Source organism: Frigoribacterium sp. VKM Ac-2859, assembly GCF_013204925.1.
Lineage (GTDB): Bacteria > Actinomycetota > Actinomycetes > Actinomycetales > Microbacteriaceae > Frigoribacterium.
In genome coordinates, this window is the sequence record NZ_JABMLC010000002.1 from 1,310,099 (window position 1) to 1,331,382 (window position 21,284).

Genomic DNA, 21,284 nt, shown 5'->3' on the forward strand with positions numbered 1-21,284 from the left:
ACGCTCTCGAGAGGACGACCACGTCATGACCGACCACACCGACAACGACACCGCTCCGTACGACGTCCTCACCATGGGCCGCGTGGGCGTCGACATCTACCCGCAGCAGTCCGGCGTCCCGCTCGAAGAGGTCGAGACCTTCAGCAAATCCGTCGGCGGCAGTGCGACCAACGTCGCCATCGCCGCCGCTCGTCACGGCCGCCGGTCCGCGGTGGTCACCCGCACCGGCGACGATCCCTTCGGTCGCTACATCGTCCGAGAGCTCGAGCGGCTCGGCGTCTCGACCCGGCTCGTCTCGACCGTCGACGGGCTCAACACCCCCGTCACGTTCTGCGAGATCTTCCCGCCCGACGACTTCCCGCTGTACTTCTACCGGCAGCCGAAGGCACCCGACCTCATGATCACCGCGGGCTCGCTCGACCTCGCCGCCGTCGAGAAGGCCACGGTCTTCTGGGCCACGGTCACCGGCCTCAGCGAAGAACCGAGCAGACAGGCGCACCACGTGGCCTGGCAGGCCCGGGGTCGTCGTCCGCTGACGATCCTCGACCTGGACTACCGACCCATGTTCTGGAAGAGCCCGGAGGTCGCCACCCGAGAGGTCGGGCGCGCTCTCGAGCACGTCACCGTCGCCGTCGGCAACCGCGAAGAGTGCGAGATCGCCGTCGGCGAGACCGAGCCCGAGCGGGCGGCCGACGCCCTCCTCGACCGGGGCGTCGAACTCGCCGTCGTCAAGCAGGGCCCCAAGGGCGTCCTCGCCAAGACGCGTGACGAGCGGATCGAGGTGCCGGCGCACCTCGTCCAGGTCATCAACGGCCTGGGGTCGGGCGACGGGTTCGGGGGCGCCCTCTGCCACGGCCTGATCGAGGGGTGGTCGCTCGATCGCACCCTGCGTTTCGCCAACGCGGCCGGCGGCATCGTCGCCACCCGGTTCGAGTGCTCCACCGCCATGCCCACCACCGCCGAGGTCGAGGCCGTCCTCCAGGAGGCGCACCATGTCTGATCGCACCGCCCCGGTCCTCGACTTCGAGCGCCTCCGAACCCTCCGGGCCGCCGAGCCGCACCGGGTGGCCGAGATCCTCGCCGCCCGGACGCGACCCGCACCGCTGGGTGCGGACGGACGCCTCTTCATCGTCGCGGCGGACCACCCCGCCCGGGGTGCCCTCGGCGTCCGAGGCGACTCGAGCGCCATGGCCGACCGGTACGACCTCCTCCGTCGCCTGGTCGTCGCCCTCGGCCGACCCGGCGTCGACGGGGTGCTCGGGACGCCCGACATCCTCGAGGACCTCGCCCTGCTCGGCGCGCTCGACGGCAAGGTCGTCGTCGGCAGCATGAACCGCGGTGGTCTCCAGGGCGCCACGTTCGAGCTGGACGACCGGTTCACCGCGTACTCGGCCGCGTCGATCGCCGACTCCCGGTTCGACTTCGCCAAACTGCTCGTACGCGTCGCCCTCGACGACCCCGGCACGGCGTCCACGCTGGCCGCGACGGCACGCGCGGTGACCGAGTCGGCCAGGCTGCGCCTCCCGATCATGCTCGAGCCCTTCATGAGTTCGTGGGTCGACGGACGGGTGACGAACGACCTGACGGCCGACGCCGTCATCAAGTCGGTCGCCATCGCGTCGGGCCTGGGCGAATCCTCCGCCTACAGCTGGCTCAAGCTGCCCGTCGTCGACGACATGGAACGCGTCATGGCGGCGACGACCCTGCCCACCCTGCTGCTGGGCGGTGACCCCGCCGTCGACCCGGCCGACACCTACGCCCGCTGGGCCGCGGCCCTCGCGCTCCCGGGCGTCCGTGGGCTCGTCGTCGGGCGCACCCTGCTCTACCCGAGCGACGACGACGTCGCCGCAGCCGTGGACCACGCGGCCGGGCTCGTCCACGCACCCTCGACCACGAACGGATCGGCAGAACGATGACCAGCACCACCAGCACGCACACCGGCACCACCGCCACCGATCGCCCCCTGGTCGCGCACTGGATCGACAACGTCGAGGTGCCCGGCACGAGCGGCCGCACCGCGCCCGTCTACGACCCGGCCCTCGGCGTCGCGACGAAGGACGTCTCGCTCGCCGACGCCTCCGAGATCGAGGCCGCCGTCGCCTCGGCCCACCGCGCGTTCCCCGCCTGGCGCGACCTCTCGATCACGAAGCGGCAGCAGATCATGTTCCGTTTCCGTGAGCTGCTCAACGAGCGCAAGGGCGAGCTCGCCGAGATCCTCACGAGCGAGCACGGCAAGGTGTTGAGCGACGCCCTCGGCGAGATCACCCGCGGTCTCGAGGTCGTCGAGCTGGCGACCGGGTTCCCCCACCTGATCAAGGGCGAGTTCTCGCAGCAGGTGTCCACCGGGGTCGACGTCTACTCGACCAAGGCGCCGCTCGGCGTGGTCGGCATCATCAGCCCCTTCAACTTCCCGGCCATGGTGCCGATGTGGTTCTTCCCGATCGCCATCGCCGTCGGCAACACCGTCGTCCTGAAGCCGTCCGAGAAAGACCCGTCGAGCGCCATGTTCCTCGCCCGCCTCTTCGCCGAGGCCGGCCTGCCCGAGGGCGTCTTCAACGTCCTCCACGGCGACAAGGAGGCCGTCGACGGTCTGCTCGAGCACCCCGACGTCAAGAGCATCTCGTTCGTCGGGTCGACGCCCATCGCCCAGTACATCTACGAGACCGCCGCCAAGCACGGCAAGCGCGTCCAGGCCCTGGGCGGAGCAAAGAACCACATGCTCGTCCTGCCCGACGCCGACCTCGACCTCGTCGCCGACAGTGCGATCAACGCCGGGTTCGGCTCGGCCGGTGAGCGCTGCATGGCCATCAGCGTGGTGGTCGCGGTCGAACCCGTGGCCGACGAGCTGATCGAGAAGATCACCTCGCGCATGGCCGGCCTCACCGTCGGAGACGGTCGCCGCAGCTGCGACATGGGTCCCCTCGTCACCGAACAGCACCGTGACAAGGTCGCGAGCTACATCGACATCGCCCTCGACGACGGAGCCGACGTCGTCGTCGACGGTCGAGGCATCGAGGTCGACGGCGAGGCCGACGGCTTCTGGCTCGGGCCCACCCTGATCGACAAGGTGCCGCTCACGAGCCGCGTCTACACCGAAGAGATCTTCGGGCCGGTGCTGTCGATCGTGCGCGTCGCGTCCTACGACGAGGGCGTCGCCCTCATCAACGCCGGTGCCTACGGCAACGGAACGGCGATCTTCACCAACGACGGAGGCGCGGCGCGGCGTTTCCAGGCCGAGATCGAGGTCGGGATGATCGGCATCAACGTGCCCATCCCGGTACCCGTCGCCTACTACTCGTTCGGCGGTTTCAAGGACAGCATCTTCGGTTCGGACAAGGCCTACGGCCTGCAGGGCTTCGAGTTCTTCACCCGCGAGAAGGCCATCACGTCCCGGTGGCTCGACCCCAGCCACGGTGGCGTCGACCTGGGCTTCCCCCAGAACTGACGGCACACCCGATCTGTCCCCAGGCAGTACCCCGCGGCCCCTGGGCCGCTCCGCTCGATGATGAGGTGGACGACATGAACGACGAACCCCGCTGGTTCTTCCCCCGCGGCGACCTGACCCGCGACGGCTGGCAGACCGTCGTCGACGGCGACCTCGCCGGCTGGCAGCACACCGGCCTGCGCATCGGCGAGCTGCGAGACGGTGTCTCGTCGACCCTCGCCGCCGGCGGGGTCGAGCGCATGGTGGTCCCGCTGGCCGGTGACGTCGTGATCGAGTGGAGTGACGACCGAGGTGGGTCGGGCACCGTCGAGCTCGCCGGGCGGGCGTCCGTCTTCGACGGGCCGGCCGACGTCGCCTACCTGGGCGTCCGGACGAAGGCGGTGGTCACCGGGCACGGTCGGGTCGCGGTCGCCGAGGCACCGGCCGACCAGGTGCTCGACGTGCAGGTGCTCCGTCGCGACGACATCCCCGTCGAGATCCGCGGTGCCGGCCGGTCGACCCGCCAGGTGCACAACTTCGGCACCCCGGACGGGCTGCACGCCCAGAAGCTCATCGTCTGCGAGGTCGTGACCCCCGCCGAGAACTGGTCGTCCTACCCTCCGCACAAGCACGACGAGGCCGTGCCCGGTACCGAGTCCCGCCTCGAAGAGATCTACTACTTCGAATCCGCCGTCGGTCGCGGCCTCGACGCCCCCGAGCAGGCCGACCCGTTCGGCATGTTCGCCACGTACGGCTCACCTGCGGGGCCGATCGACGTGAACGAGCTGGTCCGCACCGGCGACGTCGCCCTCGTCCCGTACGGGTACCACGGCCCCGCCGTCGCCGCCCCGGGCTACGACCTCTACTACCTCAACGTCATGGCGGGGCCCGACCCCGAGCGCGCCTGGCTGATCACCGACGACCCCGCCCACGGGTGGGTCCGTGCCGGCTGGGAGTCCCAGGCCCCCGACCCCCGGCTGCCCTACCTCCCCACCGCTCCCTCGAAAGGACCGCGTCGATGACGACGAAGAGACTCACCGTCGGCCAGGCACTCGTCGAGTTCCTCGCCAACCAGTGGACCGTCGACGGCGTCGTGCGAGAGCGCACGATCCCGGGCATGTTCGGCATCTTCGGCCACGGCAACGTGGCCGGGGTCGGCCAGGCGCTCAAGCAGTACCACGTGGACCGCCCGGGGCTCATGCCGTACCTGCAGGCCCGCAACGAACAGGCGATGGTGCACCAGGCCGTGGGCTACGCCCGCATGCACCGGAGGCGCGCGACCTACGCCAGCACCGCCTCCGTCGGTCCCGGTGCCGCCAACATGCTCACGGCGGCCGCGCTCGCGACGACGAACCGGCTGCCCGCCCTGCTGTTGCCGAGCGACACCTTCGCCACCCGGGTCAGCGACCCGGTGCTGCAGCAGATCGAGCTGCCCCACGACACGTCCTTGCAGGTGACCGACGCGTTCCGGCCGCTGTCGCGGTTCTTCGACCGCGTCGACCGGCCCGAGCAGCTCTTCTCGATCGCGCTCGCCGCGATGCGCGTGCTGACCGACCCGGCCGAGACCGGCGCCGTCACGATCGCCCTGCCCGAGGACGTCCAGGCCGAGTGGCTCGACGTGCCCGACGAATTCCTGCAACCCCGCGAGTGGCACGTCAGGCGCCCCGTCCCCGAGCGGGGACCGCTCGAACGCGCCGTCGCCGCGATCAAGGCCGCGAAGCGCCCCGTCGTCGTCGCCGGCGGCGGAGTCCTCTACTCGGGCGCCGAGCAACAGCTCGACGCCTTCGCCCGGGCGACCGGCATCCCCGTCGGCACGACGCAGGCCGGCGGAGGGTCCCTCGCCTGGGACCACCCGCAGTACCTCGGGGGCATCGGTGCCACCGGCACGACGGCCGCGAACCGCATCGCCGCCGAGGCAGACCTCGTCATCGGCATCGGCACGCGGTACAGCGACTTCACCACCGCCTCCCGGACGGCCTTCCAGGACTCCGACGTGCGGTTCGTCAACGTCAACGTCACGTCGTTCGACGCCTACAAGCACGGCTCCCAGCTACCCGTCGTCGCCGACGCCCGCGAGACGCTCGACGCCCTCGCCGAGGCGCTCGCCGGGCACCGGGTACCCGACGAGCACTCCGCTCGCGTGGCCACCGAGAAGGCGAGGTGGGACGTCCTCGTCGACGAGGCCTTCCAGCCGTCCGGGCTGGCCCTGCCCGGCCAGCCCGAGATCATCGGCGCCGTCCAGGCGGCCAGCGACCCCACCGACGTCGTGGTCCAGGCGGCCGGGTCGTTGCCCGGCGACCTGCACAAGCTGTGGCGGGTGCGCGACGCGCTCGGCTACCACGTCGAGTACGCGTTCTCGTGCATGGGCTACGAGATCGCCGGTGGCCTCGGCGTCAAGAGGGGTGCACCCGACCGCGACGTCATCGTCATGGTCGGTGACGGCTCGTACCTCATGCTGCACACCGAACTGGTCACCGCCGTCGCCGAGGGCATCAAGATCATCGTGGTGCTCGTCCAGAACCACGGCTACGCCTCGATCGGCCACCTCTCCGAGACCGTCGGGGCCGAACGCTTCGGCACGCTCTACCGCAAGCTCGATCCCGACTCCCTCGACTTCCAGGGCACCGAGGTGGTGCCCGTCGACCTCGCGATGAACGCCCGCAGCTACGGGCTCGACGTCGTCGAGGTGGAACCGACGCCGAACGCGGTCGCCGACCTCTCCGCAGCCCTCACCGCGGCCAAGGGGTCGTCGACGAGCACGCTCATCCACGTGAACAGCGATCCGCTCGTGTACGCCCCGGACGGCGAGGGCTGGTGGGACGTGCCGGTCGCGCAGGTCTCGACCCTCGACAGCACCGAGGCCGCCCTGGCCGACTACCGCGAGCAGCGGGCCGCGCAGCGCCCGCTGCTCGGCTGACACCGCCACACCTCACCCGCACCCTCTCGAAAGGCACCGCCGCCATGACCGACACCGTCACCGACCCCGACGCCACGCCCACCGGCCCGGGCGTGCGCGGGCTCCGCATCGGGACCGCACCCGACTCGTGGGGCGTCTGGTTCCCCGAGCACCCCGGTCAGATCCCCTGGCCGCGGTTCCTCGACGAGGTGCAGCAGGCGGGCTACCACTGGATCGAACTGGGCCCCTACGGGTACCTGCCGACCGACCCCCACCAGCTCGAGGACGAGCTCGGTCGGCGCGACCTGAAGCTCTCGGCCGGGACGGTCTTCACCGGGTTCCACAAGGGCGACGACCAGTGGCGACGCGCGTGGGACCAAGCGCTCGCCGTCGCCGGCCTCGCCTCGGAGCTCGGTGCCGAGCACCTCGTCGTCATCCCCGACCTCTGGCGCAGCGATGCCACGAGCGAGGTCCTCGAGGCCCGTACCCTCACCGACGAGCAGTGGGCGGCGCTCGGCGCCGGCCACGACAAGCTCGGCAAGGCGCTCCTCGAAGAATTCGGCGTCAAGCAGCAGTTCCACACCCACGCGGACAGCCACGTCGGCACCTACCGAGAGACCGAGCGGTTCCTGGCCGAGACCGACGTGCGCTACACGAACCTGTGCCTCGACACCGGGCACTTCGCCTACTACGGCGGTGACTCCGTGCGCCTCGTCGAGGAGTACCCCGACCGCATCGGTTACCTGCACCTCAAGCAGGTCGATTCCGACCTGCGGTTCACCGTGCTCAAGAACGACGTTCCCTTCGGGGACGCGGTCGCGCAGGGGGTCATGGTCGAACCGCCCCGAGGCGTGCCCGAGCTGGCCCCGGTGCTCGACGCGGTCAGCCGCATCGACCCCGAGATCTTCGCCATCGTCGAGCAGGACATGTTCCCGGTCGAATCGATCGACCTGCCCCTCGGGATCGCGACCCGCACGCGTGAGCACATCATGAGCTGCTCGCCTCGCTCCCGTCTCGTCTGACGTCCCGCCGCTGACACCCCCGCCCCGAAGGAGAACACCCGTGACCACCACAACCCCCGACCTCCGCGTCGCCGTCGTCGGTGCCGGCATGATGGGCGCCGACCACGTCGCCCGCATCACGTCCACCATCAGCGGGGCCACCGTCGTCGCCGTCGTCGACCCCGACACCGCTCGTGCCGACGCCGCGGCGGCGACCGCCCCCGGCGCGATCACCGCGGCCGACTTCGACGAGGCGCTCGCCGCCACCGAGATCGACGCCGTCATCATCGCCACCCCGGGCTTCCTCCACGAGGCCGTCCTCCTGCCCGCACTCGACCGCGGGCTGGCGATCCTCTGCGAGAAGCCCCTCACCACCGACGAGGCCGCCTCGCTCCGCGTGCTCGAGGCCGAGCAGAAGCTCGACCGGCCGCACATCCAGGTCGGCTTCATGCGTCGCTTCGACCAGGGGTACCGAGACCTCCGGGCCCTCGTCGCGTCCGGCGAGCACGGCGCCCTGCTCGCGCTGCACTGCGCCCACCGCAACGCCACGACCCCGCCGAGCTACTCAGAAGAGATGCTCATCCTCGACTCCGTCATCCACGAGATCGATGCCGTCCCCTTCATCGCCGGTGAGCCGATCGTCGCGGTGGAGGTGAAAAAGCCCCGCCGCAACTCGCTCGCGCCCGAGGGGCTCCGAGAGCCGCAGTTCGTGATCCTCGAGACCGAGTCGGGCACGATGGCGATCGTCGAGATCAACGTCAACATCCAGTTCGGCTACCAGGTCACCACGGACGCCGTCTTCGAGAGCGGCGTCGCCTCCATCGGGCGCGAGACCGGGCTCCAGCTCACCACGGCCGCCCGGTCGGCCGTGGCCGTGCCACCGACGTTCAAGGAGCGTTTCGGCGCCGCCTACGACACCCAGGTGCAGCGCTGGGTCGACGCCGCGCACCACGGCACCATCGACGGTCCGAGCGCCTGGGACGGTTACCTGGCGAGCGTCGTCGCCACCGCCGGCGTCGAGGCGCAGAAGACCGGCCGCCGCGTCGAGGTCGACTACGCGATGGCCAAGCCGTCGTTCTACGACCTGCCCCGTGCCGCCGCGACGGGGGAGTGACCGGTGGTGAAGATCGCCCTCGACCCCACCCCGCTGCACCACAGCCACTCGTTGCTCGAACTGCCCGCCAAGGTCGCCGAGCTGGGGTACGACCATCTACAGCTGACCCCGCACCGCGACTTCATCCCGTTCTTCCGGCACCCGAAGGCCGACGACGACCTCGTCGACGCCTTCGCGGCGGCCTGCAAGGAGGCGCGGGTCGAGATCGCGTCCGTCCTGCCCGTCCTGCGGTGGTCCGGTCCCGACGAGGAGTCCCGTCGGGCCGCCGTCAAGCACTGGAAGCGCGTGATCGAGATCACCGCCCGCCTCGGCGTCGAGGTGATCAACACCGAGTTCAGTGGTCGTCCCGAGCTGTCCGAAGAATCCGAGCGTCAGTTCTACTGGTCGATGGAAGAGTTGCTGCCCGTCCTCGAACGCGAGGGCATCCGCGTGTTCATCGACCCGCACCCGGACGACTTCGTCGAGGACGGACTCGAGGCCCTGCGGGTCATCCGCGGCCTCAACACGAAGCAGGTCGGTCTCGCCTACGTCGCGTGCCACACCTTCCACTACGGCGGCGACATGGCCGGGATCATGGCCGCCGCCGGGCAGTCACTCGGCCTCGTCCACATCGCCGACACGTTCGACCACCGCCGCTCGCACGGGCTGAGGTACATCAGCAATCCGCCCGGCAACGCGGCCCGCGTCCACCAGCACCTGAAGATCGGGGACGGTGACGTCGACTGGGACGGCTTCTTCGGCGGCCTGCAGGGGCTGGGCTTCTTCGATCGCGACGACACGATCGCCGTCTCGAGCGTCTTCGCCGAGGACGAAGCCGTCGACGGCGTCAGTCGCTACCAACGAGAGCAGATCCTGGCGCGCATCGACGCCGCGTCACGCGCCTGAGCCGCCGATCCGCCCGGCCCCTGCGGCACCTGCGGCACCTGCGGCACCTCACCATCCCCGACCACACCCGACGAAAGAAGAACCCATGCCCCTCGTCCGCATCGACCTCCTGCCCGGTCGCAGCCCCGATCAGATCACCGCGATCGCCGACGCCGTCCACGACGCGATCGTCGACGTCTACGGCATCCCGCCTCGCGACCGCTTCCAGGTGATCAACGAACTGCCGGCCGGTCGCATCATCGCCCAGGACGCCGGGCTCGGCTTCGAACGCTCCGGTGGAGTCGTGATGATCCAGATCTTCACCCAGCGGGGACGCACCGACGACGCGAAACAGGCCCTGTACGCCCGCATCGCCTCAGGCCTCGAGGCCGTGGGCGTGGCCGGCGAGGACGTCTTCATCGGCTACGTCGAGAACGGCCCGCAGGACTGGTCGTTCGGCTTCGGGGTGGCCCAGTACGTGACGGGTGAACTGACGGTGCCCTCGGCCGCGGGACAGGCCGGCTGAGCGGCAGGGTCCCGGACCGCGCACCCGATGATGCCCGCCGTCGGGTGCGTGGTGCCCGGCGGCTACTTGTCGACGAGGGTGATCGAGAACGAGTAGAGGTCGGGGCGGTAGCAGTGGTGCCCGACCTCGACGGCCCGACCCGACGCGTCGTAAGCCGTGCGGGTCATGGTCAGCACGGCCCCGCGCGGCTCGATCTCGAGCAGCTGGGCCTCGTCGGCGTGGGCGGCTCGGGCCCCGATCCGCTGCTTCGCCACCCGGATCGTGACGCCGAGGGCCCGGAGCAGTTGGTACAGGCCCTGGGCGGCGAGGTCGGCGTCCGAGAACGGAGCGAGGTCGAGGGGCAGGTAGTTCTCGAGCACCGCGACGGGGACACCGTCCGCCAGGCGGAGGCGCCGTACGTGGCTGACCCGGTCGCCGACCTCGATGCCGAGAGCCAGAGCGGTCTTCTCGTCGGCCGTGACGACCTGGTGGGCGAGCAGACGTGTCGTCGGGGCCTTGCCGCTGTCGGTCAGGTCTTCGAACAGGCTGGTCAGCTCGACGTTGCGGGTCACGGGTCCGTGGACGACCTGGGTGCCGATCCCGCGCCTCCGGACGACGAGCCCCTTGTCGACCAGCTCCTGGATGGCTCGCCGGACGGTGGGCCTCGACAGGCCGAGACGTTCACCGAGTCCGACCTCGTTCTCGAGTCGAGCGCCCGCCGGCAGCTGGCCCCCGAGGATCGCCGCCTCGAGCCGCGTGGACATCTGGAACCACAACGGGATGGGGCTGCTGCGGTCGAGGTCGGCGAAGAGATCGGCCGGAAGCTGCGCGTCGGTCATGTGGTCCCCTCAGCCGAACGTATGTCGTGACAACCTTACGGGCGGCACGGGCCGGTGGCCATCTCGCCGTCGGGTCGGTGCCTCGGCCGGTCCGTGGACGGCTCAGTCCCCGGTGAGCGCGGCCGCGTAGGCGCGGACCGAGCGGTGGTACCGGGGGAGGGTCGGCTCGACGGCCTCGATCGCGACCCGCAGGGCCTCGTCGGAGCGGCCGGCGCTGTGCAGGGCGAGGGCGAGGAAGACCCTCGGTGCGGCTCCGGTGGCGGGGTGCTCGGGAGCGTCACGCAGCATGGCGATGGCCTCGTCGACCCGGCCGAGGTTGCGCAGGGTCGAGGCGTGCTGCACGACCATCTGCGCAGCCCGGGTCGGGTCGACGGTGTCGAGGCCGGCCTCGGTCGCCGCCGCGTAGTGCCCGTGGGCCTCGGCCTCACGGCCCCCGGAGTCGTGCGCACCCCCGAGTTCGAACTCGCCCAGCGCAGGGTGCGGAGCGTCGGCGGCGAGGGCCGTCATGCGCTCGATGCGCTGCTCGTCGTCGACGGTCTCGTCGGCCCAGAGGGCGGCGACGCGGTCTTCCCAGGCCTCGGTGCTCATGCGCCCACGGTAGCGGGCTCCCCGATCGAGGCGACCCGCGCCTCCTGGTCCCCGCTCAGCGACCGGACGAGGCGCGGAGCGTGTCGGAGGGGCGCTCGCCGAACCGTTCCGCGTAGGCCGCGGCGAAGCGGCCGTGGTGCGCGAACCCCCAGCGGGCCGAGACGTCGGTGACGCTCGAGTCCCCGGGCCCCGCGGCGACCAGGTCGGTGCGCACGCGTTCGAGCCGCAGCCGTCGCAGGTAGGCCGTCGGGGTCGTGTCGAGGGCCCGGCGGAAGCCTTCCTGCAGGCTGCGGACGCTCGTGGCGGTCGCCGCCGCCAGGTCGGCCACGGTCCAGTCGTGAGCCGGATCGGCGCGCAGCAGCTCGATCGCGCGGGCGACCGCCCGGCCGCCCGACTGCGGCACGGGAGCCCGCAACGCCTCGGAGTGGTTGTGGCCCTGCGAGAGGAGCAGGGCGTGGACGAGCGATCGTTCGAGGTTGCGGACGGCGAGCGGGTGCTGCAGGACGCCGTCCTCCCGCCGGGACGCCTCGTCGACGACCCGCACCGCCTGCAGCACGACCTGTCCGCCCGTCGCCAGGTCGAGCTCCGCCTCGAATTCGAGCGGGGCGACGGACGTCGACTCGAGCAGGTCCTCGAGCTCGCGCTGCAGTTCGGCGCGGGGGATCATCAGGGCGATCTGCGCGAAGCCGTCCCCGCAGTCGAGGTCGACCGGTCGGCCGGGCATGAAGACGCCCCCGGACCGGGGTGTCGCGTCGACCCGCCGCCCGCCGGCTGCGCGCAGGACGGCCCGACCCGCGGTGGGGATGTCGACGTGGTAGTTGTCCGGCTCGGCCGTCCGGAGGCGAACGGCCCGGTCGAACCTCATGTAGCCGAGGGTCAACCGGCCCGTGCTCACGGCGTTCAGTTCGAGCCCGAGGTGGCCGGACGCGCTCGCCGTCGGGAACTCGACGGGGAGGAAGGCCTCGCCGAGGACGCGTCGTGCCTCGTCGACGCCGCGACACGTGGCCACGCGGTGTCCGGCGAACACCTCTGGACCCTCCGCGAGCATCTTTCGACCCTACCGACCCTCGGGGGCGGGCAGAACACCCCCTCGCGCGAATCGGCCGGGACCCCGCGTCCCGCGGATGGTGGCCCGGGTCGGTCGCTGCCTACCGTGGAGGTCCGCCGTTGCTCACCACTCGGCGATGAACGGTGGCCCTACCCGTCGGGGGGAAGGGCCACCGTTTTCTCGTCGCGGGCAGGGCGGGCAGGCTCGGGCGGGCTGGCAGGCGCGGGCAGGCGCGGGCAAGCGCGGGCGGGCGCGCGGGCAGGGCTGGCGCGCGGGCAGGCGCGGACGGGCAGGTGCAGACGGCGTCCCGGGTCGGCGACCCGCGCCTCCTCGTCCCCTGGTCAGGCGGGAGCCGACACCGAAGAACGCGGCGCGTCACCGGTCCGTGTCGCGAGGACGTCGCGGACGGTCGTCCAGTGTGCGGGACCGTAGCGGTCGCCGTCGACGTGCCGCAGCTGCGCGTCGCCGCTGAACATGTTGACGAAGTACTGCATGCCCTGCCAGGCGGGGAAGGTGTCGTCGCCCTTCGACGTGCGACGCATGACGGCCGCCATCGCCGACAGGGTCCCGGTCGTGCCGGCCCACTGCGGCTTGAAGGACGTGCCGGTGAGCTCGCTCATCGTGCGGGCTACCTGACGGGCCGTGACCCGGTCGCCGGCGACCTCCACGACGCGCGGTGCCTCGGGGTCGAGCGCGACCCGGGCGACGACGTGGGCGACGTCGTCCTTGGTCGTGAAGTCGAGCACCTGGTCGGCCGACGACCAGAACAGCACCCGCTTGCGGTCGAAGAGGACCAGGGGCGCGTCCCCGGTCAGCAGGTCGGTGAACATGCCGTTCAGCACCGACGTCGCCCGGATCGGGGCCGCGTCGACGTCGGCCGCGAACTCGCGACGCAGTTCGAAGTTGCGGTTGCTGCCCGGCGGGATGCTGCGGTAGTCGGCCGAGTAGTCCGAGGGCATGAAGCGCGGGACACCGGCCGCGACGGCGGCCTTCAGGAGGGCGCGCTGCGCGTCGACGATCACGGGGCGGGTGCCGCTGACGGCGGACACGACGACGTCGGCGCCGCGGGCGGCGTCGGTCAGGGCGGGCACGTCCGTGTAGGAGGCGCGGGTCACCTCGACCCGGTCGTCGTCAGCGAACAGCGTGGTCGCGCCGGTGCTGCCGGGGCGGGTCAGGACGCGCAGGCGCACGTCGTCCGTGGTGTCGCGGAGCAGCTCGCGGGCGATGCGCTGGCCGAGGTCGCCGGTCGCGCCGGCGAGGAGGACGGTGGTGGTCATGGGGGAGTGGCTCGTTCCGTCGGAGGGTCAGAGGCCAGTCTGCGCGCTCGACGGCGACGCGGTGCGGTGCGGCTGGTGGGGTCGAGTGCTGCGGATGGCACGACGCCAGGATGTGGGCACGACGCCTGGACAAGGGCTGGCGCTGTGCTCACATCCTGGCGTGGTGCGTGGTGCGTGGTGCGTGGTGTGCGGGGGAGAGGACGTCCTCGGGGACGCGACCCGCGCCTCCTGCGGTCCGGCGGTGCTGGCCGTGCGCACCCTCATCACCCGGAGGGGAGCACGATGGCGGGGACCCGTGGCACCCGTGCACGGGCGAACGGAGAGAGCCGCATGAGCACCACCGACCCCGACGACTTCGTCACCCGTGCCGCACGACGGGCCCGTGAACTCATCGACACCTCCGACGTCGTGCCGCCCGTGGCCCGCGGTGCCCTGCACGACCTCGCGGGCCGGGCCGAGACCGTGGTGCGCGACGTCACCGACCGGGCCGGGTCGTCGGCCCACGACCTGGTCGACCGCGCCGAGGTGATCGCCGACCGGGCCGAGAAGACCGTGCGCGACGTCGCCGAGACCGTCACGATCGCCGCGATGGAGGCCACCGACCAGGCCCACCAGCGCTACCGCCGCCGGGCCCGCGTCACCAACGCCGTCGGCGCCACCGTCATCACCGGGCTCGTGGTCGCGCTGGTGGCGAGCAGGCGTCGGGGATAGCAGGCGTCGGCACCGGCGCCGCCGCCGAGCTGCCGGCCCGTCGGCACCGCTGGCCGGCCGTCCCGCCGTCCCGCCGTCCCGCCGTCCCGCCACGAAGTGAACACCCCGCCACGCAAAAAGATGGCGGGGTGTTCACTTCGTGGCGGGAAGACCCGGAGCGGCACGGAACGGCGCTCGGCGTCGGGCGTCGGGCGTCCGGAGTCCGGCGCGCGGCGTCCGGCGTCTGGCGTCCGGCGGCTAGCGCCCGGCCCCCGGCGGCCGGCCCCCGACGCCGGGCGGGGCGGACGGGAGCGTCACGCGGTGTCCCGCGTCACCCGGGGCGCTCAGGCGGCGAGCAGCACCTCGCTCGTGACGACGGTCGCGAAGCTGCCGTCGAGGGCGGCCATGAAGGCGGCGTGCACGTCGCGGCCGGCGACGGTCGTCCCTGCGTGCACGAGGTCGGGGGCCGCGCAGGCGTCGGTGACGACGGTGCAGGCGAAATCGAGCTCGTGCGCGGCCCGCGTGGTCGAGTCGACGCACATGCTGCTCATCATCCCGACGATCACGAGTTCGGTCACGTCGCGCTCGCGGAGGCTGGCCTCGAGTCCTGTGCCCACGAAGCTGTTCGGCACGTGTTTCTCGACGACCAGCTCGCCGTCGCGGGGTTCGACGGCCGGGTGGAACGCGAGGCCGTCGGTCCCGGGGCGGAAGAACGTCGCGCCCTCGCCCGTCGAGACGTGGAAGACGTGGACGACGGGCTCACCCGACGCCCGGAACGCCTCGAGCACGTCACCGGCGGCAGCGGCGGCCGCCTCGGGCTCGACGAGCGGGAACGCGCCCCCGGGGAAGTAGTCCAGCTGGATGTCGACGATGAGCAGGGCGCGGGTCATCGGGCCAGCATGCCAGGCCGCGGGGCTCAGGGACGCGCCGGCACCGACGTCGGCACGAGCGTCGTCGCGACCACGGTCACGTCGTCGCTCCGGTCGCGCTCGAGGGCGAGCCGCTCGACGACCTCGACGATGCGTGCCGGCTCGGGCGTCGCGGCGAGCAGTCGCTCGAGGTCGTGCATCGCCTCGAGTTCGACGGGGAACAGGTCGAGCACGCCGTCGCTGACACAGACGAACACGTCGCCGTCGTCGAGCTGCGAGCGGTGCCGGTGCCAACCGGTGCCCACGCCGATGGGCAGGTCGGCGGAGTTCAGGCGGTCGACGGCCCCCGAGGCTCGACGGATGAAGGCCAGGCCGTGCCCCGCGTCGGCCCAGAGCACGCCGCCGTCGGCGTCGATGCGCGCATGGAACGACGTCGTGAACTGCGTCTCGGTGTCGTACGCGCTCGTCGTCAACCCCACGGAGGCGCGGTGGAATGCCTCGGCAGGGTCACCGTCGTCGACGCTGCTGCGGATCACCGAGCGCACCGCCGCCGCGATCATGCCCGCGCCGACGCCCTTGCCCATGACGTCGCCGACGGTCACGGCGATGCCGGTCGAGGTCGGGTACCAGTCGAAGAAGTCGCCGCCGACCTCGCGGGCCGGCACGCAGGCCCCGAACACGGCGAAGGCGTCGGGCAGGGTCGAGGCGTCCGGCGGCAGCAGCGACTGCTGCACCACGGCCGCCCGGTTGAGCTCGCGCTCGAGGGCGTGCTGCTGGGCTCGCGCCCGCTCGAGTCGGGCCTTCGCCTGCCGGGCGAGTTCGTTGACCGCCGCGGCGACGGTCGCGTAGACGACCAGGGCGAACGCCAGCCGGATCAACTCGCTCGGGCCCCGACCGTCCGCGGTGAACAGGTACGGCAGCAGCAGGGTGACGGACGTTCCGACCAGGGGCAGCAGGACGTTGCGCCGACCGGGCCAAGACGCGACCCAGACGACCGCGAGCAGCACGATCGGCAGGAAGACCGATCGCTGGTCACCCGTGCCGTACCGCAGCAGCCCCACGGCGACGAAGTCGGCCGCGGGCACCAGCAGCTCCCACCGGCGGAGCCGGGTGTGGCGAGCCATCGTGGCGGCGAACGCCAGGGCCGCGACGGCGACCGCCACGCCGAGCCACATCGTGACCGCGTCGGTGACGATCAGCCAGGGCAGGGTGGCGCTGAGCGCCGCGGCCAGCGCGATCAGCAGGGCGATGAACGACTGCCGGAACAGCGGCACCTTCTCGACGGGCACGCGTCGCAGGGCCGTGTTGAGTGCCCGTCCGATCGCGTCGGCGCCCTCCGTCACGCGTCCCATGCCGGTCCCCTCGCCCCTGGATCGCCCGTCGACCACAGGTGTCGTCTTGTCTCGTCTTCCTGACGACGCTACAGGGTGCGGCCGACGGGCCGCGGACCCGGGGAGGCGCGGTGTGGGCGGAACCGGCACCGTGCCTCCTGGGGGCGAGGCGTCGTCCACAGGCGACACCTGACTCACTCGGTCGGGTCGGGCCCCTGGGCATCCTGGGTGGCGGTGGCGATGGCCTCCGGCTCGCGGGCTGGGGCCGCCGCCTCGGGGGCCGTGGCCTCCGGCACCGACGCGACCCGCGCCTCCTGGGCGTGGGCGCCGAAGCGCAGCACGTCGGCGCCGTACGACGCGAACAGCCGGGCGAGGTCGTCGACCCGTGCCCGGGACAGCTTCTTCGTCGGACGCGAGGTCAGTTCGCGGACGACGCCCGCTAGCTGGGACCGGTGCGACACGATCGCCGTGGCCGCGCCTCCGTCGGTGGCGTCGCGCTCGGTCGCGAAGACCGTCGCGTCGCGGTGCGAGTAGAAGACGCAGGTGTCGAACCAGAGCCGGACGCCAGTCTCGGCCTGCACCCGGTCGGACAGCCGCTGCGCCTGGCGCCGCACCTGCGACGCGGGGGCCTCGCGGCCGAGGTGGGTGCGCACGGTCAGCGCGGTGGGCGAGTCCTTGACGACCTGCAGTGCGAACGGCGGCGTCATGGTGCTCTCGTCGAACAGGCCCGCGAACGCCGGGAACACGCTGCTCGGGGTCAGGCCGTCGAAGACGATGCCGTTCCAGCCCTTGTTCTCGATCACCATCACGCCGGTCTCGGCGAGCAGGACGTGGTCGACCTGCGCGACGAACCGCGAGGAGGCGCCGGTCGCCACGGGAACGAAGACCACGTTGGTCAGCAACACAGCGTCCACGCCTAGCTGGCGGCAGGCGTCGGCGATGTCGTCGCGCGAGGTGGCCTCCCACTTGAGGCCGGACGCCACGAGGTCGCGGGCCTGCTTCGCCTCGGTGAGGGCGGCCTGACGCTCGGCGCCCAGGGCGTCGCGCTCGCGGGCGTGGTCGGCGGCGGCCTGGGCCAGGGCGTCGTCGTGGGCCGCGGCGAGGGCCTCGTGCTGCTCACGGGCGGCCCGGGCCTGCTCGTCGGCGGCCGCCTTCGCGGCGGCCAGGGCCCGCTTCGCCCGCGCCCGCAGCACGACGGCCACGACGATCAGGGCGACGAGCAGAACGACGGCGATGATCCACGGGACGAGGCTCTGGTCGAACGGCATGCCTCCAGCAGAACACGGGGTGCGGGCGGCGCGAGGGTGCCTCGCCGGGCCCCGCCCGGTCGGGGGGTCAGGCGGGCAGGGTCCCGCCCGGTCGGGGGGTCAGGCGGGCAGGGCCCCGAGCAGCAGTCCGCCGGCCGCCGCCAGCGCGACGACGGCCCACGGCGGCGTCCGCCACACGACCAGCAGCACGAAGCAGACGAGCGCCAGGCAGAACGGCGCCACCCCGGTGATCGCGGTCGTGACGACGGGGTCGTAGAGGGCGGCGACCAGGAGGCCCACGACCGCCGCGTTGGCCCCGCGCATCAGGGCTCGGACCGGTGCCCGGCTCCCCAGGGCGTTCCAGAACGGCAGCACCCCGACGAGCAGGAGGAACCCGGGCACGAAGATCGCGACGGTCGCGAGCGCGGCCCCGAGCGCGCCTCCCGGCCCGATGTCGGCCACGGTGCCGAGGTAGGTCGCGAAGGTGAACAGCGGGCCCGGGACGGCCTGGGCGGCTGCATAACCCGTCAAGAAGGTGTCGTCGTCGACGAAGCCCGGCTCGACCAGGCCGGCGTGCAACAACGGCAGGACGACGTGCCCACCGCCGAAGACCAGGGCGCCTGCCCGGTAGAAGACGTCGACGAGCGCGATCGACCCCGACCCCGTCGCGGCGGCGACGGCGGGAAGGCCGACCAACAGGGAGGCGAAGGCCACGAGGCAGACGACGCCCGCGGCCCGCGAGACGGGGAACCGGAGGGGCTCGGGATGGACGGCGGGCACCGCCGCTCCGATCGTCGGGTCGGACCCCCGACAGAAGGCGAGCCCGGCCAGCACCCCCAGCGCGATCGCCGAGAGCTGCCCGGCCGGGCCGGCCAGCGCCAGCGCGATGACGGCCGCGGCCACCGCGATGCTCGCCCGTGTCGGGTCCGGTGCCAGCGCACGGGACATGCCGATCACGGCATGGGCGACGATCGCGACCGCGCCGATCCCCAGCCCCGTGACGATCGCCGAGCCCACCGGGCCCTCGAACAGGCCGACGCCGGTGGCGATGACGAACATGACGAGTGCCGACGGCAGGGTGAAGGCCACGAAGGCGACGAGCGCTCCGACGGGCCCCGCCCGGAGCAGGCCGAGCCCGAACCCGACCTGGCTCGACGCCGGGCCCGGCAGGAACTGCGCGATCGCGACGAGGTCGCCGTACGCGGTGTCGCCGAGCCAGCGTCGCCTGCTCACGGCCTCGGCCCGGAAGTACCCGAGGTGCGCGACCGGGCCGCCGAACGACGTGACCCCGAGCACCGAGAACGCCGCCAGCACCTCACGCACCCGGGCCGCGCTGCGGCTCGACGGCTTCTCGGGTCGGGCCGTCGGATCGGGTGCGCGCTCGGTCACGAGGTCATCGTGGCAGGTGGCCGCCCCGCGCGGTACCGCGGCCACGAAGCCACCGACGAGGAGGCGCGGATTGTCACCCCGGGAGGCCGCGACCCCGCCAGGTCCCCAGCTCGGCGACCTCGCGCCAGCCGAGGCTCTCGTAGAGGCGGCGACCGTCGATGCTTGCGAAGAGCAGACCCGTCGTCGCTCCCCGGGCGGCGGCCCCGTGCTCGAGGCCGGCCATGACGCGGCTGCCCAGCCCGCGCCTCCGGAAGTCGGGCTCGGTCGCGATGCGGTCGAAGACGACGTGCTCGCCGACGACCGCCGCCTGGCCGCGGGCGGCGACGACGCCGTCGACCTCGACCCTCACGTGCACGACCTGGTCGTCCCCGTCACCGTCGAGGATCACGTCGGCGGGCAGCAGCGTCGCCGACACGCGGCTCGTCATCATGCGCTCGGCGTGCGTCACGGCGTCGAGCCGGGCCAGGGTCGCGCGGGCGACGTCGTCGAGGGGGCCGATCACCGACAGCCAGACGTCGGGCGCGGTCGTCTCGTCGACGAGGCGGGTGAGCTCGTCCGGGTTCGGCCGGGCCGCGATCCGTTCGACGGCGCGGGTCGCGGCGGCGACGTCGACCCGCCAGGCGTCACCGTCGCGATGACGGGCGGCGCCACGCGAGAGCGCCCAGCCCTCGACCCACCGGTCGACGAGCGGGATGAGGCCGTCGGTCGTCTCGATCACCCCTCGAGCGTAGGCCGGGTCGGCGGCCACGAGGGGCGGCGAGAGGGCGGCGGGCACGTGGCTCGTGGCGAGTGACGGGGGTGGTGGGTAGCGTCGTCGCCACGAACCACCCACGCACCACCAGAGGAGCACCTCATGACCTCGACCGGCACCGACCAGCCGCGCCCCCTCCCCGACGACGTCCGGCCGCCCGCCGTGGGCGCCCCGCTCGACGAGTTGTACCGGCATCTCCACCGACACCCCGAGTTGTCGTTCCACGAGGACGCGACGGCCGCGATCGTCGCGGCCGAGCTCACCGCCCTCGGCTTCGAGGTGCACACCGGCGTCGGGGGCACGGGTGTGGTCGGCGTGTTGCGCCGCGGGGACGGCCCGACCGTGCTGCTGCGCGCCGACATGGACGGACTGCCCGTCGCCGAGGCCACCGGCCTGGACTACGCCAGCACGGCCCGAGGCACCGACCCCGACGGGCGCGACGTGCCGGTGATGCACGCCTGCGGTCACGACGTGCACGTGACCTGCCTCGTCGGTGCCGCACGCCGACTGGCGACCGGCGACACCTGGTCGGGCACCCTCGAGGTGCTCTTCCAGCCCGCCGAAGAGCTCGGTGCCGGCGCCCGCGCGCTCGTGGCCGACGGGCTGCTCGACCGCGTCCCCACCCCCGACGTCGTCCTCGGCCAGCACGTCGCGCCGTTCCCGGCCGGTCTCGTCGCCCTGCAGTCCGGCCCCGCCTTCGCCGCGCAGGACGGCATCCGCATCACGTTCCACGGCCGGGGCGGCCACGGATCACGCCCCGACACGACGGTGGACCCGATCGTCATGGCCGCGGCCGCGGTGCTGCGATTGCAGACGATCGTCTCGCGCGAGACCGCTGCCGCTGATCGGCTCGTCATCACGGTCGGGTCGATCCACGCGGGCACCAAGAACAACGTGATCCCCGACACCGCCGAGATCCTGATCAGCATGCGGTCGTTCGACGAGCACGTCCGAGAGCGGGCGCTCGCCGCCGTCACGCGAATCGCCGAGGGCGAGGCCGCGGCGGCCGGCGCACCGCAGCCGCCCACCGTCGAGCACTACGAGAGCTTTCCGGCCGTCGTGAACGACCCGTCCGCGGCGGACCGCACCCGCGCCTCCTTGGTGCGTCGTTTCGGCGAGCAGCAGGTCATCGCTCCCGGGCCGGTGACGGGCAGCGAGGACGTCGGCATCCTCGCCACCGCGGCCGGTGCGCCGTGCAGCTTCTGGCTGCTCGGGGGTGCCGACCCCGCGTCGTTCGCCGAGGCGACGTCGGCCGCGGACGTGCCGCGGATCGTGGCTCAGCTGCCGTCGAACCACTCGCCCCTCTATGCGCCGGTCGTCGAGCCGACCCTGACGAACGGCGTGGACGCACTCGTCGCGGCGGCCCACGAGTGGCTGGCGGATCACGGTGCGTCAGGAGGCGCAGGGCACTGAGCGCACGGCCGCGCGCCTCGGTACGTCGTGACGTCTCG

The 21,284-nt window shown here is 72.5% G+C and carries 20 protein-coding genes; 11 read left to right on the forward strand and 9 right to left on the reverse strand.

The window, feature by feature from the left end:
• The first annotated feature begins 25 nt into the window (after positions 1-25).
• From iolC to HQQ78_RS14070, 9 genes are all read left to right on the forward strand, one after another.
• A complete protein-coding gene (iolC, locus tag HQQ78_RS14030; RefSeq protein ID WP_123571060.1) occupies positions 26-1,000 on the forward strand; it encodes a 5-dehydro-2-deoxygluconokinase in 975 nt (324 codons plus the stop codon).
• Positions 993-1,916, forward strand: a complete 924-nt coding sequence (locus tag HQQ78_RS14035) for a deoxyribose-phosphate aldolase (RefSeq protein WP_173154197.1) — start codon at positions 993-995, stop codon at positions 1,914-1,916. The genes iolC and HQQ78_RS14035 overlap by 8 nt, the downstream gene beginning before the upstream one ends.
• Positions 1,913-3,445, forward strand: coding sequence for a CoA-acylating methylmalonate-semialdehyde dehydrogenase (locus HQQ78_RS14040; RefSeq protein WP_159825738.1), 1,533 nt, complete (start codon positions 1,913-1,915; stop codon positions 3,443-3,445). The genes HQQ78_RS14035 and HQQ78_RS14040 overlap by 4 nt, the downstream gene beginning before the upstream one ends.
• A 74-nt stretch (positions 3,446-3,519) precedes the next feature.
• On the forward strand, positions 3,520-4,446 hold the full coding sequence (iolB, locus tag HQQ78_RS14045; RefSeq protein ID WP_173154199.1) for a 5-deoxy-glucuronate isomerase: 927 nt from the start codon (positions 3,520-3,522) through the stop codon (positions 4,444-4,446).
• Entirely contained in the window at positions 4,443-6,341 is a 1,899-nt protein-coding gene (iolD, locus tag HQQ78_RS14050) for a 3D-(3,5/4)-trihydroxycyclohexane-1,2-dione acylhydrolase (decyclizing) (RefSeq protein WP_173154201.1), read from the forward strand. Before iolB ends, iolD begins: the two co-directional genes overlap by 4 nt.
• Before the next feature lie 44 nt (positions 6,342-6,385).
• Complete coding sequence (locus HQQ78_RS14055; protein WP_173154203.1) at positions 6,386-7,342, forward strand: sugar phosphate isomerase/epimerase; 957 nt, start codon at positions 6,386-6,388, stop codon at positions 7,340-7,342.
• 40 nt (positions 7,343-7,382) lie between these two features.
• On the forward strand, positions 7,383-8,435 hold the full coding sequence (locus HQQ78_RS14060) for a Gfo/Idh/MocA family protein (protein ID WP_371740426.1): 1,053 nt from the start codon (positions 7,383-7,385) through the stop codon (positions 8,433-8,435).
• Between the two features lie 6 nt (positions 8,436-8,441).
• The gene (locus HQQ78_RS14065) at positions 8,442-9,320 is read left to right on the forward strand and encodes a sugar phosphate isomerase/epimerase family protein (protein ID WP_173154970.1); all 879 of its coding nucleotides are present in this window, start codon (positions 8,442-8,444) and stop codon (positions 9,318-9,320) included.
• A gap of 85 nt (positions 9,321-9,405) precedes the next feature.
• Positions 9,406-9,825 (forward strand): tautomerase family protein, encoded by a 420-nt coding sequence (locus HQQ78_RS14070; RefSeq protein ID WP_056044305.1) that lies wholly within the window; start codon positions 9,406-9,408, stop codon positions 9,823-9,825.
• Positions 9,826-9,887: 62 nt separating this feature from the next.
• On the opposite strand, the gene HQQ78_RS14075 is transcribed toward HQQ78_RS14070, so the two are convergent.
• The 4 genes from HQQ78_RS14075 to HQQ78_RS14090 form a co-directional block, all read right to left on the reverse strand.
• A complete protein-coding gene (locus tag HQQ78_RS14075; RefSeq protein WP_173154205.1) occupies positions 9,888-10,643 on the reverse strand; it encodes a GntR family transcriptional regulator in 756 nt (251 codons plus the stop codon).
• A gap of 102 nt (positions 10,644-10,745) precedes the next feature.
• Positions 10,746-11,231, reverse strand: a complete 486-nt coding sequence (locus HQQ78_RS14080) for a tetratricopeptide repeat protein (RefSeq protein WP_123571054.1) — start codon at positions 11,229-11,231, stop codon at positions 10,746-10,748.
• Positions 11,232-11,286: 55 nt separating this feature from the next.
• Positions 11,287-12,258, reverse strand: coding sequence for an AraC family transcriptional regulator (locus tag HQQ78_RS14085; RefSeq protein ID WP_371740425.1), 972 nt, complete (start codon positions 12,256-12,258; stop codon positions 11,287-11,289).
• A 362-nt stretch (positions 12,259-12,620) separates the two neighbouring features.
• A complete protein-coding gene (locus HQQ78_RS14090; RefSeq protein WP_173154209.1) occupies positions 12,621-13,556 on the reverse strand; it encodes an NmrA family NAD(P)-binding protein in 936 nt (311 codons plus the stop codon).
• 330 nt (positions 13,557-13,886) lie between these two features.
• On the opposite strand from HQQ78_RS14090, the gene HQQ78_RS14095 reads away from it, so the two are divergent.
• On the forward strand, positions 13,887-14,267 hold the full coding sequence (locus HQQ78_RS14095) for a hypothetical protein (RefSeq protein WP_043597691.1): 381 nt from the start codon (positions 13,887-13,889) through the stop codon (positions 14,265-14,267).
• 323 nt (positions 14,268-14,590) lie between these two features.
• On the opposite strand, the gene HQQ78_RS14100 is transcribed toward HQQ78_RS14095, so the two are convergent.
• The 5 genes from HQQ78_RS14100 to HQQ78_RS16485 form a co-directional block, all read right to left on the reverse strand.
• The gene (locus tag HQQ78_RS14100) at positions 14,591-15,136 is read right to left on the reverse strand and encodes a cysteine hydrolase family protein (RefSeq protein ID WP_173154213.1); all 546 of its coding nucleotides are present in this window, start codon (positions 15,134-15,136) and stop codon (positions 14,591-14,593) included.
• 26 nt (positions 15,137-15,162) lie between these two features.
• Positions 15,163-16,467 carry a PP2C family protein-serine/threonine phosphatase gene (locus HQQ78_RS14105; RefSeq protein ID WP_173154216.1) on the reverse strand — a complete coding sequence of 435 codons (1,305 nt, stop codon included), beginning with the start codon at positions 16,465-16,467 and terminating at the stop codon, positions 15,163-15,165.
• A gap of 173 nt (positions 16,468-16,640) precedes the next feature.
• Positions 16,641-17,714, reverse strand: coding sequence for a nuclease-related domain-containing protein (locus tag HQQ78_RS14110; RefSeq protein WP_173154219.1), 1,074 nt, complete (start codon positions 17,712-17,714; stop codon positions 16,641-16,643).
• Positions 17,715-17,813: 99 nt separating this feature from the next.
• Positions 17,814-19,082, reverse strand: coding sequence for a chromate efflux transporter (gene chrA / locus HQQ78_RS14115; protein ID WP_371740424.1), 1,269 nt, complete (start codon positions 19,080-19,082; stop codon positions 17,814-17,816).
• A 73-nt stretch (positions 19,083-19,155) separates the two neighbouring features.
• A complete protein-coding gene (locus tag HQQ78_RS16485) occupies positions 19,156-19,800 on the reverse strand; it encodes a GNAT family N-acetyltransferase (RefSeq protein ID WP_173154222.1) in 645 nt (214 codons plus the stop codon).
• Positions 19,801-19,935: 135 nt separating this feature from the next.
• On the opposite strand from HQQ78_RS16485, the gene HQQ78_RS14125 reads away from it, so the two are divergent.
• A complete protein-coding gene (locus HQQ78_RS14125; protein ID WP_082460113.1) occupies positions 19,936-21,246 on the forward strand; it encodes an amidohydrolase in 1,311 nt (436 codons plus the stop codon).
• Positions 21,247-21,284 lie beyond the last annotated feature (38 nt).